Here is a 12791-nt window from a genome sequence, read left to right on the forward strand (position 1 = left end):
GACATGCGGGACGGGCGCGCGGGGGGAGGACGCGCGGAGCGGACGGGTACGGCTGGGCGGGCCGGCCCGCGTGCGGGGGCCGGACGGGGCGTCCCGGGCCGGGCGGGGGACACGGTTGCGGCCCGGCATGGGAAACTCGGTGCCGTGAGTGCCAACGACAGTTCCTTCGGACCGCCCGCCGCGACCCGTGAGTCCGCCTTCGTCAAGGCGTGCCACCGCGAGCCCGTCCCGCACACCCCGGTGTGGTTCATGCGCCAGGCGGGACGCTCCCTCCCGGAGTACCTCAAGGTCCGTGAGGGCATCCCGATGCTGGACTCCTGCATGCGGCCCGACCTGGTCGCCGAGATCACCCTGCAGCCGGTCCGCAGGCACGGAGTGGACGCCGCGGTCTACTTCAGCGACATCGTCGTCCCGCTCAAGGCCATCGGCATCGACCTGGACATCAAGCCGGGCGTCGGCCCCGTCGTCGACGAGCCGGTGCGCAGCCGCGCCGACCTCGACCGGCTGCGCGCGCTGACCCCCGACGACGTCTCCTACGTCACCGAGGCCGTCGGCCTGCTCACCGCCGAACTCGGCGCCACGCCCCTCATCGGCTTCGCGGGCGCGCCCTTCACCCTCGCGAGCTACCTCGTGGAGGGCGGTCCCTCGCGCAACCACGAGCGGACCAAGGCCCTCATGTACGGCGACCCGCAGCTGTGGGCCGATCTGCTGGACCGGCTCGCCGGAATCACCACCGCCTTCCTCAAGGTCCAGATCGAGGCCGGTGCCTCCGCCGTCCAGCTCTTCGACTCGTGGGTCGGCGCGCTGTCCCCGGCCGACTACCGCCGCTACGTCGCGCCCGCCTCCGCGAAGGTCCTCGCCGCCGTCGCCGGCTACGGCGTGCCCCGCATCCACTTCGGGGCCGGCACCGGCGAACTGCTCCACGACCTGGGCGCGGTCGGAGCCGACGTGGTCGGCGTCGACTGGCGCGTCCCGCTCGACGAGGCGGCCCGCCGCGTCGGCCCCGGCAAGGCGCTCCAGGGCAACCTGGACCCGGCCGTCCTGTTCGCGGGCCCCGAGGCGGTCCGCGCGAAGACCACCGAGGTCCTGGAGGCCGCGGCCGGACTGGAGGGCCACATCTTCAACCTCGGCCACGGCGTCCTGCCCACGACCCCGCCGGAGGCCCTGACGGCCCTGGTGGCCGACGTGCACGAGCGCACCCGCCGCTGAGCGGGGCCGGAGCCCGCGCCCCTCCGGTACCTGCCGGGGCGCGGGCCCCGCCGGGCTCAGTTCCCGGCGCCCGGCGCGTACCTGCGGCGCATCTCCCGCTTGAGCACCTTGTGGCTGGGGCCCAGCGGCAGCGCCCCGACGGTCCCGACGCGGCGCGGGTACTTGTGGCCGGCCAGCCGCTGCCTGGACCAGGCCACCAGCGCCGCGGGGGCGGGTGCGGCGCCCGCCACCGGCACCACGACCGCGCACACCTCCTCGCCGACCCGCTCGTCCGGGAGCCCGACCACGACGACCTCGGCCACGTCCGGATGCCGGGAGAGGACCTCCTCGACCTCGCGCGGGGACACGTTGTCGCCCCGCCGGCCCGCGCGCTCAGCTCCCGCCGCCCGCGCCCTCCGCCCCGCGCACCGCCTTCACCGCGCGCCGCGCCGCGACCAGCACCGGGTCCCACACCGGGGAGAACGGCGGCGCGTACCCCAGGTCCAGCGCCGTCATCCGCTCCACCGTCATCCCGGCCGTCAGCGCGACGGCCGCCACGTCGACCCGCTTGCCCGCACCCTCACGCCCCACGATCTGCGTGCCCAGCAGCCGCCCCGTACCGCGTTCCGCGAGCATCTTCACCGTCATGGGCGCGCTGCCCGGGTAGTAACCGGCCCGGCTCGTCGACTCGATGGTCACCGTCACGAACCGGAAGCCCGCCGCCAGGGCGTCCTTCTCCCGCAGCCCCGTACGGCCGATCTCCAGATCGCACACCTTGCTCACCGCCGTACCCACGACCCCCGGGAAGGTCGCGTACCCGCCGCCCACGTTCGTGCCGATGACCTGACCGTGCTTATTGGCGTGCGTGCCCAGCGCGATGTGCCGCGTGCCGCCCGCGACCAGGTCGAGGACCTCCACGCAGTCCCCGCCCGCCCAGATGTCGTGATGCCCGCGCACCCGCATCGCGAGATCCGTCAGCAGCCCCCCGGAAGGCCCCAGCGGCAGCCCCGCCTCCCGCGCCAGACCCGTCGAAGGACGCACCCCGATACCGAGCACCACGACATCCGCCGGGTACTCCTCGTCCTCCGTCAGGACGGCGACCGCGCGCCCCTCCTCGTCCGTGCGCACCCCCGTGACCGCCGTCTCGTGCACCAGACGGATCCCCATGCCCGTCATCGCCTCGTGCACGAGACGGCCCATGTCCGGGTCGAGCGTCGACATCGGCTCCGCCGCCCGGTTGACCATCGTCACGTCGAAACCGCGCCGGATCAGCGCCTCGGCCATCTCCACCCCGATGTACCCCGCGCCCACCACGACCGCCCGCCGGCCCCGCGCCCCCTCCAGCGTCGCGAGCAGCCGCTCCCCGTCCGTCAGCGTCTGCACCCCGTGCACCCCGCGCGCGCCGATCCCCGGCAGATCGGGACGCAAGGGCTCCGCCCCCGTCGCGATCACGAGCTTGTCGTACGAAGTCCAGTACTCCTCCCCCGACTCCACGACCCGGGCCAGCACCCGTCGCCCCTCCACGTCGATCCGCACCACCTCGGTCCCCGTACGCAGATCGATGTCCCGCTCCCGGTGCTCCCGCGGGGTCCGCGCGACGAGAGCGTCCGGACCCTCGACGTCCCCGCCCACCCAGTACGGGATGCCGCACGCCGAGTACGACGTGAAGCGCCCCCGTTCGAAGGCGACGATCTCCAGCTCCCCCGGGCCCTTGAGCCTGCGCGCCTGCGAGGCGGCGGACATCCCCGTCGCGTCACCGCCGATGACGACCAGTCGTTCACTCATACCGCCACGCTCTCACCTTTTTCTGGGAAGCTCGGTTCGCCTCCGGGCGCCTGAGTGGGTGTCGAGAGCGCCACCGTGCTCAGCCCTCCTTCGTCGGGCCTGCGCGCGGTGGCGCTCTCGACACCCACGCGCCCTTCGGCTCACTCGCCCGGGGTGTGCTCCGGCTTCCGTGTCGCGACTGGTTCTGCTCCGGCCGGGACCGCGCGGCGGCGCCGTACGAACCTGCGGGTCAGGAGCGTCAGCAGGGCCACCACCGCGAGCGCCGCCGCGAACGGCAGAACCGCGCCCAGGACCACGCCGATCACCCGCAGCGTCGCCCCGAACGCGTGCCAGCCCTCGCCGAGCGCCGACACGAAACCCGCCTCCTCCTTCGGGGCCTCGTGCGTGACGTGCGCCGTGCGCGACAGCGTCAGGGTGATCGTCGCGAGCGAGGTCCGGTCCTTGAGCGAGGCCTGCTGGGCGAGCAGCGCTTCGAGATCGGCCTCACGGGTGCTCAACTCGCCCTCCAGCGCCGTGACATCACTGATCTTCGTCGCGTCGTCCATGAGCGCCCGCACCCGCGTGACGCTCGCCCGCAGCGACTTCACGCGGCTGTCGACGTCCACGACCTGCTGCGTCACGTCCTTCGTGTTCACCGAACGCCGCACCAGCGTGCCCGGCCCCTGAGCGAGCCTCGCCACGACCTCCTCGAAGCCCTCCTGCGGGACGCGCAGCACCACACGGGACCGCTCCCGGCCCGCGCCGTCCCGGTCGGTGGCCTCCTCGCCGACCAGTCCGCCCGCCCCCGCCGCCGTCTCGCGCGCCCGCTCCAGCGCCCCCGCCACGTCCTTCACCCGCATCGTGAGGGAGGCGGTCCGAATGAGATGGACGCCCTGCGGCGCGGAAGCGGCCCGCGAGGCGGCCGAACCGGAGGGGGCGGCCTTGCCGCCCGCCGCGCCCGCCTCCCGCCCGTCCGCGCGGCCCCCGCCGCGGCCGGTGTCGGAGGCGGCCTTGGCGTCGCCGGAGTCGGTGGCCCCGTCGCTGTCGCGGCCCGCCGAGCAGCCCGCGAGGGCCAGCAGCAGCGCGAGGACGGCGGCGAGCACCGGGGCGAGTACGGCCGTGGGCCGGCGGCGGACCCGTGACCCGACGGGCCCATCCGGTACGGGCCTGCGCGTTATGGGAAAGGACGGACTGGACATGGCGGAACCCCCGAGGTCGTGCGTGCCCTGCCGGGCCTGACGACTCCTGCGACGCACGGAGCGGGCCCCGCGATCGGCCGCGCCGGTCCCGAAGCGGTCACGTTCCGGACTCGGGACGGTCGCCGCCCCGGGACGCCGCAATACCGCGCGCCCCCGCGCCCCGCTCCACCGGGTCCTGCGGAAGGCGGCCAAGGCCCTTTGAGACAGTGGGGTCATGAGCGAAGCCGCCAGCGCACCCACTTCGTCCGCACCCGGCAGGGCCCCCGCACGGGTCCTCGTCCTCGGGGGAGGGATCTCCGGACTGGCCGCCGCGCTGCGCGCCCTCGACGCGGGCGCCGAGGTCACCGTCCTGGAGGCCGCCGAACGGCTCGGCGGCAAACTGCGCTCCGGCGAGATCGAGGGCGTACGCGTCGACCTCGGCGCCGAGTCGATGCTCGCCCGCCGCCCCGAGGCCGTCGGTCTCGCCCGCGCCGCCGGCCTCGGCCACAAGCTCCAGCCCCCGGCCACCGCGAACGCCTCGCTGTGGACCCGCGACGCCCTGCGCCCCATGCCGAAGGGCCACGTCATGGGCGTCCCCGCGGAAGCCTCCGCCCTCGCGGGCGTCCTCTCCGACGAGGGGCTGCGCCGCATCGAGGACGACGCGACGCTGCCCGCCACCGAGATCGGCGAGGACGTCGCGGTCGGCGAGTACGTCGCCGCCCGCCTCGGCCGCGAGGTCGTCGACCGCCTCGTCGAACCGCTCCTCGGCGGCGTCTACGCGGGCGACGCCTACCGCATCTCGATGCGCTCGGCCGTGCCCCAGCTGTTCGAGGCGGCCCGCACCCACCGCTCGCTCACCGAGGGCGTCCGCGCCCTCCAGTCCGTCACGCCCACCGGGAAGCAGCCCGGGGGGCCCGTCTTCCAGGGCCTCAAGGGCGGCATCGGCACCCTGCCGCTCGCCGTCGCCCGCGCCGTACGCGACCGGGGCGGCGAGATCCGCACCGGCGCCGCGGTCCGCGAACTGCGCCGCACCCCCGACGGCTGGCGCACCGTCCTCGCCGACGGCACCGCCCTGCACAGCGAGGCCGTCGTCGTCGCGCTGCCCGCCCCGCAGGCCGCCGCCCTGCTCGCCGACGAGTCCCCGGGCGCCGCCGCCGAACTGCGCACCGTCGAGTACGCCTCGATGGCCCTGATCACCCTCGCCTACCGGCGCGCCGACACCGCCGCCCTCCCGGCCAACAGCAGCGGCTTCCTCGTCCCGCCCGTCGACGGGCGCACCATCAAGGCGGCGACCTTCGCGAGCCAGAAATGGGCCTGGATCGCCGAGGAGAACCCCGAACTGCTCGTCCTGCGCACCTCCGTCGGCCGCTACGGCGACACCGCCGACCTCGACCGTGAGGACGGCGAACTCGTCGACGTCTCACGCCGCGACCTGCGCACCGCGACCGGACTCGACGCCCGCCCCGTCGCCTCCCTCGTGACCCGCTGGAACGACGGGCTCCCGCAGTACCCGGTGGGCCACGGCGCCCGCGTCGCCCGCGTCCGCGAACACGTCGCGAAGCTCCCCGGGCTCGCGGTGTGCGGCGCCGCCTACGACGGGGTCGGCATCCCGGCGTGCGTCGCGAGCGCCCACACGGCCGTCGACGCGCTGCTGCCGGGCCCGGCGTCGGACGCGTCCGGGCAGGCGGGACAATAGGGCGCATGAGTGCTGCTGCCGAGAAGACCCCCAACGCGGGCAAGAAGGCCAAGGACCTCAACGAGGTCATCCGCTACACCCTGTGGTCCGTCTTCAAGCTCCGCGACGTGCTGCCCGAGGACCGGGCCGGGTACGCCGAAGAGGTCCAGGAACTGTTCGACCAGCTCGCCGCCAAGGACGTCACGGTGCGCGGCACCTACGACGTGTCCGGGCTGCGCGCCGACGCCGACCTCATGATCTGGTGGCACGCCGAGACCTCCGACGAACTCCAGGAGGCGTACAACCTGTTCCGCCGCACCAAGCTGGGCCGCGCCCTGCTGCCCGTGTGGTCGAACATGGCGCTGCACCGCCCCGCCGAGTTCAACAAGTCCCACATCCCGGCCTTCCTCGCCGACGAGACGCCCCGCGACTATGTGAGCGTCTACCCCTTCGTCCGCTCCTACGAGTGGTACCTGCTGCCCGACGACGAGCGCCGCAAGATGCTCGCCGACCACGGCAAGATGGCGCGCGGCTACCCCGACGTGCGCGCCAACACCGTCGCCTCCTTCTCGCTCGGCGACTACGAGTGGATGCTCGCCTTCGAGGCCGACGAGCTGTACCGCATCGTCGACCTCATGCGGCACCTGCGCGGCTCCGAGGCGCGCCGCCACGTGCGCGAGGAGGTCCCCTTCTACACCGGCCGCCGCCGCTCGGTCGCCGAACTGGTCGCCGGCCTCGCCTGATCCGGCCCCGTCGGCTCGCGGGAAACGGCGCGGGGCGCCGGACCGGACTCCTCGTCCGGTCCGGCGCCCCGCGCCCTCACATCTGACCAGGTCACCGCCGGGCTCAGGCCGGGCGGTGCACGCGCAGCTCCCGCGTCCGCTCCCGTGCCTCGTCCCGCGGGGCGGCGTCCTTGTCCTGGGCCGGTTTGGCGGGCGTCGGCTCCGCGTGCGGGGCGCAGCTCGCCGAGCCGTTCGCGGGGACCTCGCCGCGCAGCAGGTACGCGTCCACGGCCTCGTTGACGCAGTCGTTCGCCCCGCCCGCGATGCCGTGCGTCCCGGCGTCGCGCTCCGTCACGATCGCCGCCCCGCCGAGTCGGCGCCGCAGCTCAAGCGCCCCCGTGTACGGCGTCGCCGCGTCCCGTTCGGCGGCGAGGATCAGCGTCGGGGGCAGCGCCCCGGGGCGGGTGCCCACGTCGAGGGGCTGCTGCCGGGGCGCGGGCCAGTAGGCGCACGGCAGGTTCATCCAGGCGTTGTCCCAGGTCTCGAACGGCGCGACCGAGGCGATCGCGGTGTTGTCCCGGTCCCAGGTGCGGAAGTCCGTCGGCCAGGCCGCGTCGTTGCACTCGACGGCGGTGTAGACGGCGGTGCCGTTCTCGTTCTCCTTCTCCGCCCCGGCGACCGGCGCGGCCAGCTTCAGCAGCGGCTTCTCGTCGCCCTTGAGGAAGCGGGACAGGGCCTCGGCGCGCGAACGCCAGTAGTCGTCGTAGTAACCGGCCTGGAGGAAGGCGCCCTGGAGCTGGGCCGGGCCCACCGTGCCGCCCGCCGGTTTCCTCGCCACCCGCTCCCGCGCCTCGTCGTACGCCTGCTGAACCTGCGCGGGCGTCGTCCCGAGGTGGTAGGCGGCGTCGTGCCGCGCGACCCACACGCGGAAGTCCCGCCAGCGCGACTCGAAGGCCAGGGACTGGTCGAGGTTGTTGCGGTACCAGATCTGCCGCGGGTCCGGGTTGACCACGGAGTCGAAGACCATGCGCCGTACGTGGCCGGGGAACAGTGTCGCGTACAGCGCCCCGAAGTACGTCCCGTAGGAGGCGCCCATGAACGTGAGCCGCCGCTCGCCGAGCGCCGCCCGGATCACCTCCAGGTCCCGCGCGTTGTTGAGCGAGGTGTAGTGCTTGAGGCCGGGCCCCGAACGCCGCGCGCAGCCCCGCGCGTACGCCTTCGCCCGCTTGACCCGCTCGCGCTTGTACGCCTCGTCGGGGTGCACGGGGGAGTCGCTGGGCGCCTTCGCGTACGTCTTCGGGTCCTGGCAGGACAGCGGCGCCGAGCGGCCGACCCCGCGCGGCGCGTAGCCCACGAAGTCGTAGGCCGCCGCGAGCTTCCGCCACTCGGGCAGCACCCCGATCATCGGGAAGTACGTGCCGGAGGCGCCGGGACCGCCCGGGTTGAAGACGAGGGCGCCCTGCCGCTTCGGCTTCGGGCCGTCCTTCTTCGCGGGCTTCCCGGTCGCGGGCGTACGGCTCACCGTCAGCGGGATCTGTTTGCCGTCCGGGTCCGCGTAGTCGAGCGGGACCCGCACCGTCGCGCAGCGCACGGCGGCGGGCAGCCGCTCCTCCTTGGGACAGGTCCCGAAGGCCAGACCGCTCTTGGCGGCCCGCCGGGCGGCTACTTCGGTGCCCTGCGCCTGGGCACGGAGCGCCGGGGAGCGCGGAGCGAGGGGGGAGGCGGCGGAGGCGGCCGGGGTGGCGAGCGAGCCGAGCAGGAGTGAACCTGCGGCGGCCGACAGCAGCCCGTGACGGAGGGGGGCTCTCATCAGTATCCCTTCGAGCGGCGGAAGCAGCGGGAGGATAAAAGGGATACTTCGGGTGTGGTCGTATGAAGTAAAGGACCGTCAGACCGTGTCGGCCGAGGCGACCGTGGTGAAGGCCGCCCGCAGTTGCGGTTCGTGCACGACGCGCAGCCCGTGCACGGCGAGCGCGGTGTCGGCGTCGGCCGCCGCCTGTTCGAGCGCCTCCTCGCCGAGCGGCGACGCCCAGCGCGCGTACGGCAGGACCTCGATCCGGCCGATCAGCGCGCAGCCCGCCACGAGCAGGAGGGGCAGCCCGAACCACCCGGCGAGTTCGGCGGTGGAGTGCCCGGGGTGCGGGACGCCGAGCAGCGTGCCCAGGCCCACGAAGAGGACGAGCAGGACACTGGCCCGCACCTGGCGCATCGCGCCGTACACCCGGGACCGAATCTCCTCGGGCACGGCGAGCCCGGCGGCGGTCAGCCGCGCCGCGAGGGCGCGTACCGCCTCGGAGTCCGCGAGCCGGGTCCGCAGCCCCGCCACCGGGTACTGCCCCTCGGGGCCGAGCGCGCCGAGCACGGCCCGCTCCATGGGATCGCTGCTGTCGGGGACGACGGCGGTGGCCCAGCCGGTGTGCGCGAGGAGCAGCCGGCCGCGCCTGGCCATCGCCACGAGCGTCAGTTCCACGACCCGCGCGGGTCCGCCGGAGAGGAAGGCCGTCTCCGCGAGGGTGAGGGGACGGGCGCCGGGCCGGCCCCGCCGGTCGGTGAGCCGGAAGCCGGGGTCGGCGGCCCGGACGGCGGCCAGACAGAGCCGGGCGGAGGCGAGGGCGGACGCCCCGCACGCGAGAAGCAGGAGCGGTATCCACAGCACCAGCGAGTTATACCGCCCGGGCCGGGGCCCCAGCCATGTCCCGCCTCACACAGGGGAGGTGATGTGCGGCACGTGACCTGCGCGTTCGCCCCCGGCCGCCGGTCGGGGCGGGGGTCAGCGGCGCCCGAGGAAGGTGTGGAACTCCTCGATGCCCGTGCCGCCCGTACCGCCCGTGGAACCGGTGATGGCCGTACCGTGCGAGAAGCCGACGACGGCGGTCTCGGCGGGGACGCGTGCGGCGCCCGCCGGACGCCGGGCGGGGTCGGCGGCCATCGCCTCCGGCCCGTAGGACAGGGCGCCCCGGTGGAACACGGCGTCGCCGACCAGCGCGGTCCGGCCCGGCTCGTGGAACAGGACGACGTGACCGGGGGTGTGGCCCGGCGTGTGGAGGACCCGCAGCCCGCCGGAGCCCTCGATCACCGCGCCGTCGGCGAGGAGTCCGTCCGCCTCGAACGGTGTCCAGTGCACGAGCGGCAGCCGGTCCAGGAGCGAGCCGGCCCGCGTGGAGCGCTGCCCCGCGGGGACCCGGCCCACGGGCAGCCAGCCCGCGTCCCCCTCGTGGATCAGGACCTTCGCGCCGGTCGCCCGGCGCAGCTCCGGCACGGCCTGGACGTGGTCGGGGTGCGCGTGGGTCAGCACGATGCGCCGGACGTCGGACGGGCGGTGCCCGAGTCCCGCGAGCGCGTCGAGCACCTGGCCGGGCGCCTTGCGGCCCATCCCGGCGTCGACGAGGGTGAGCCCGTCGTCCCCGGCGACGGCGAACACGTTGACGCGCGAGCCGAGCGGGATCTGGGTGACACCCGGGGCGAGGGCGAGGGTCGGCATGCGGTTCCTTCGGGTCGGTCGGTGCGTGGTTCGGGCCGGTCCGCGTCCGGCTCGCCTCGGCCCGCAACGGGTCCGCGTCCGGCTCGCTTCGGTCGGCGACGGTCCGGGATCAGGACTGCCCGGCGCCGGTCCGCCCGGTCCCGGTCCGCTCGGGATGGGTCGTGGCGAGCAGGCCGAGCACCTCGGCGGTGGTGCCCCGCTCGCCGATGCGCGGGAAGATCTTCTCGACGCTGTGCCGGTGGTTGTCCGGGTCCCGGTCGGTCATGGCGTCGGTGACGAGCGTCAGGTGGTAGCCGTGCTCGTGCGCCGCGCGGGCCGTGGACTCGACGCCCGCGCTCGTCGCCACCCCGGTCAGCACGATCTGGGTGACCCCGCGCCGGCGCAGCTGGAGGTCGAGGTCGGTGCCGTAGAAGGCGCCCCAGGAACGCTTGGTGACGACGACGTCCTCCGGGTGCCCGGCCAGCTGCTCGGCGATCAGTTCGTAGCCCTCGGGCCGGACGGTGTGGCGCGAGCCGGTCTCGCTGCGCCCGGGGGTCGCGTCGGCGCCGTCCGCCGCGAAGGCGACCCGGACGAGGACGACGGGCAGCCCGCGCCGCCGGAAGGCCTCGGCCAGTTCGGCGCTGCGGTCCACGACCTCGGCGACGGTGTGCGGAGAGCCGGGCACCGACAGGAGCGCGTTCTGCAGATCGATCACGACGAGCGCGGTGGCGGGGTCGAGCGTGGTGGCGGTCATGGAACAGCCTTTCGTGAGCGGGGGTGTGGAGAGGAAGAGGGCGGCCGGGGCCTCGCGGGGCACCCCGTCAGGTCCGCGACGGTGCCTTCTCCTCGGCCCGGTCGCGGCCCCGGTCCTTGCCGACGTGCCGCAGGGACCGGTCCAGGAGGGTGAGGAGGAGCAGCAGACCGGACACGCCGACCAGGAGCGCGCTCAGTTCGTGCATTCCGCCGGTCGTCGCCCCGTCCTTGTAGAACGTGGCGTTGGCGGCGGAGGAGACCAGGGCGCCCAGGTACATGAAGGTGCGCAGCAGCCCGGCCGAGGAGCCCATACGGGCCGGATCGGCCTGCCCGTACAGCGCGTTCTGGTTGGCGAGCCCGTTGAGCCCCTGCGGGAGGCCCATGAACGCGGCGACCAGGACCAGCACCCACACCGGGGAGCCGGGCCCGAGCAGCAGCAGTGCCCCGCAGCCCAGCACCTGCGCGAGCCCGCCCGCGACGAGCTTTCCGTGCACCGCGGCGTGGCGGCCGGTGACCGCCGTCACCACGATCGCCATGGCCGACATGGGCAGCAGCAGGAGCCCGGCGCCCGAGGCGCTCAGTGAGCGCCCCTCCTCCAGCCACTGCGTGAAGCCGTACAGGAAGGAGTACGAGCTGATGGCGGCGAGCAGTCCGCGCGCGTACGTGGCCAGCAGCGGGGCGTTGCCGCCGAGGACCCGCAGGTCGATGAACGGCCGCGCGACCCGCAGCTCCCGCAGGACGAAGCCGGTCCCGAGGAGCGTGCCGAGCACCAGCAGGTACCAGTGCGCGAGCCCCGGGTTCATCAGGAACAGCAGGAAGGACGTGAGCGTGCCGGCGAACAGGACCATGCCGGGCACGTCCACGCTCTCCCGTGCGGGCGCCGCCGGGACCGGCCCGCCCCCGGCCGCCGCCCGCTCGGCCGCCGCCGCGCGCAGCGCCGACAGCCTCGGCAGCCGCCGTGCGCCGAGCAGCAGACAGGCCGCCGACAGCGGCACGTTGATCCCGAAGACGAGGTGCCAGCCGCCCGCGCCGATCAGCAGCCCGCCGAGGGTCGGCCCGACGACCGCGATCACCTGGTTCGAGAGGGACAGCGCCGACAGGATGCCGCTCGGGCTCTTCAGTCCCGTACGGTCCGACTCGCTGCGCAGCAGGTACATGGAGGCCGGGTACGCCGCCGAGGTCCCGAACCCGAGCAGGACCCGGGAGACGACGAGCACCGCGAGGCTGGGGGACAGGACCCCGAGGAGCCCGGCGACGCCGACCAGCGAGGTGCCGACGAGGTAGAGGGTGCGGGGGCCGAAGGAGTCGACGAGCCGCCCGATGACGGGCTGTCCGACCGCCGTCGCCAGGTACAGCGCGGACACGAGCCACGCCGTCTGCGAGGGCGGTGCGTCGAAGGCCCGGCCGATGGGCACGAGGGCCACCGCGAGCATCGAGGAGTTGACCGGGTTCAGGATCGAACCCAGGATCATCGGCGCGACGAGCCTCCGGTCGAAGCCCTCGGCCCGGCCGGAGGCCCGCCGGCCGCGAAGGCCCGGGAGGCGGAAGCGCACGGGGGACCGGCTCACGACTGGGTCACGTCGTCGAGCAGCGCCATCGCCTCGATGACCGTCTCGATCTGCTCGGGGGTGCAGCGCTCCTGGAGCGCCCGGGCCATCCACTCGGTACCGGCCCGGCGGGTGTCGAGGCGCTGCGCGCGACCCCGCTCGGTCAGGCTCACGAGCTGCCGTCTGCCGTCGTGCGGATCGGGGTTGCGTTCGACCAGCCCCGCCCCCTCCAGCGCGAGGACGATCTTCGCCATCGACTGGGGCCGGACCCGCTCCGCGTCGGCGAGGGCGCTCGCGGTGGCCGTCCCGTGCTTGTCCAGCCGGATCAGGACGGAGGACTGGGCCGGGGTGAGATCGCCCTCGGCGGCCAGCTCGCGCAGTTTGCGGCGCAGCCGGCTGAAGACGACCCGGGCGTCTCCCGCCGCCCGCACCGCCGCCTCGGACAGCGGGGGCTCGTTGCTTCGGGATGCACTTCCGCGCACGTCGTTGCTCTCGGACATGCCT

General features: G+C 74.7%; 11 protein-coding genes and 1 pseudogene. 3 read left to right on the top strand and 9 right to left on the bottom strand.

Annotated elements, in window-relative coordinates:
• Window positions 1–144 precede the first annotated feature (144 nt).
• On the top strand, window positions 145–1209 hold the full coding sequence (gene hemE, locus AB0J21_RS15785) for a uroporphyrinogen decarboxylase (RefSeq protein WP_363146507.1): 1065 nt from the start codon (window positions 145–147) through the stop codon (window positions 1207–1209).
• Window positions 1210–1265: 56 nt separating this feature from the next.
• On the opposite strand, the pseudogene AB0J21_RS15790 reads toward hemE, so the two are convergent.
• The 3 genes and pseudogenes from AB0J21_RS15790 to AB0J21_RS15800 all read right to left on the bottom strand — a co-directional run.
• Window positions 1266–1571 (bottom strand): annotated as a pseudogene (locus AB0J21_RS15790) (long-chain fatty acid--CoA ligase); the annotation flags it as partial.
• 10 nt (window positions 1572–1581) lie between these two features.
• The gene (locus AB0J21_RS15795) at window positions 1582–2973 is read right to left on the bottom strand and encodes an FAD-dependent oxidoreductase (RefSeq protein ID WP_363146508.1); all 1392 of its coding nucleotides are present in this window, start codon (window positions 2971–2973) and stop codon (window positions 1582–1584) included.
• A gap of 140 nt (window positions 2974–3113) precedes the next feature.
• On the bottom strand, window positions 3114–4055 hold the full coding sequence (locus AB0J21_RS15800) for a DUF4349 domain-containing protein (RefSeq protein WP_363146509.1): 942 nt from the start codon (window positions 4053–4055) through the stop codon (window positions 3114–3116).
• Between the two features lie 310 nt (window positions 4056–4365).
• Between AB0J21_RS15800 and hemG the strand changes: the two genes are divergently transcribed.
• Both hemG and hemQ read left to right on the top strand, forming a co-directional pair.
• Window positions 4366–5826: a protoporphyrinogen oxidase gene (gene hemG / locus AB0J21_RS15805; RefSeq protein ID WP_363146510.1), complete on the top strand. Its 1461-nt coding sequence runs from the start codon at window positions 4366–4368 to the stop codon at window positions 5824–5826.
• Between the two features lie 5 nt (window positions 5827–5831).
• Window positions 5832–6548 carry a hydrogen peroxide-dependent heme synthase gene (hemQ, locus tag AB0J21_RS15810; RefSeq protein WP_363146511.1) on the top strand — a complete coding sequence of 239 codons (717 nt, stop codon included), beginning with the start codon at window positions 5832–5834 and terminating at the stop codon, window positions 6546–6548.
• 103 nt (window positions 6549–6651) lie between these two features.
• Here hemQ and AB0J21_RS15815 read toward each other — a convergent pair whose 3' ends face one another.
• The 6 genes from AB0J21_RS15815 to AB0J21_RS15840 all read right to left on the bottom strand — a co-directional run bounded on the left by AB0J21_RS15815 (window position 6652) and on the right by AB0J21_RS15840 (window position 12787).
• The gene (locus AB0J21_RS15815; protein ID WP_363146512.1) at window positions 6652–8337 is read right to left on the bottom strand and encodes an alpha/beta hydrolase; all 1686 of its coding nucleotides are present in this window, start codon (window positions 8335–8337) and stop codon (window positions 6652–6654) included.
• A 78-nt stretch (window positions 8338–8415) separates the two neighbouring features.
• On the bottom strand, window positions 8416–9183 hold the full coding sequence (locus AB0J21_RS15820; RefSeq protein ID WP_363146513.1) for a TIGR04222 domain-containing membrane protein: 768 nt from the start codon (window positions 9181–9183) through the stop codon (window positions 8416–8418).
• Window positions 9184–9297: 114 nt separating this feature from the next.
• Window positions 9298–10008 (bottom strand): MBL fold metallo-hydrolase, encoded by a 711-nt coding sequence (locus AB0J21_RS15825; RefSeq protein WP_363146514.1) that lies wholly within the window; start codon window positions 10006–10008, stop codon window positions 9298–9300.
• 109 nt (window positions 10009–10117) lie between these two features.
• Window positions 10118–10741 (bottom strand): hydrolase, encoded by a 624-nt coding sequence (locus AB0J21_RS15830; RefSeq protein WP_363146515.1) that lies wholly within the window; start codon window positions 10739–10741, stop codon window positions 10118–10120.
• Window positions 10742–10808: 67 nt separating this feature from the next.
• The gene (locus AB0J21_RS15835) at window positions 10809–12293 is read right to left on the bottom strand and encodes an MFS transporter (protein ID WP_363146728.1); all 1485 of its coding nucleotides are present in this window, start codon (window positions 12291–12293) and stop codon (window positions 10809–10811) included.
• 11 nt (window positions 12294–12304) lie between these two features.
• On the bottom strand, window positions 12305–12787 hold the full coding sequence (locus tag AB0J21_RS15840; protein WP_363146517.1) for a MarR family winged helix-turn-helix transcriptional regulator: 483 nt from the start codon (window positions 12785–12787) through the stop codon (window positions 12305–12307).
• Between the last annotated feature and the right edge of the window lie 4 nt (window positions 12788–12791).

It is taken from the genome of Streptomyces sp. NPDC049954, assembly GCF_040656295.1.
Lineage (GTDB): Bacteria > Actinomycetota > Actinomycetes > Streptomycetales > Streptomycetaceae > Streptomyces.

What these genes read in the sequence shown, in the direction of transcription:
- hemG (WP_363146510.1), top strand. Translation starts at nt 4,366, where the DNA reads ATGAGCGAAGCCGCCAGCGCACCCACTTCGTCCGCACCCGGCAGGGCC.
- AB0J21_RS15825 (WP_363146514.1), bottom strand. Translation starts at nt 10,008, where the DNA reads ATGCCGACCCTCGCCCTCGCCCCGGGTGTCACCCAGATCCCGCTCGGC.
- AB0J21_RS15830 (WP_363146515.1), bottom strand. Translation starts at nt 10,741, where the DNA reads ATGACCGCCACCACGCTCGACCCCGCCACCGCGCTCGTCGTGATCGAT.
- AB0J21_RS15815 (WP_363146512.1), bottom strand. Translation starts at nt 8,337, where the DNA reads ATGAGAGCCCCCCTCCGTCACGGGCTGCTGTCGGCCGCCGCAGGTTCA.
- AB0J21_RS15840 (WP_363146517.1), bottom strand. Translation starts at nt 12,787, where the DNA reads ATGTCCGAGAGCAACGACGTGCGCGGAAGTGCATCCCGAAGCAACGAG.
- AB0J21_RS15795 (WP_363146508.1), bottom strand. Translation starts at nt 2,973, where the DNA reads ATGAGTGAACGACTGGTCGTCATCGGCGGTGACGCGACGGGGATGTCC.
- hemQ (WP_363146511.1), top strand. Translation starts at nt 5,832, where the DNA reads ATGAGTGCTGCTGCCGAGAAGACCCCCAACGCGGGCAAGAAGGCCAAG.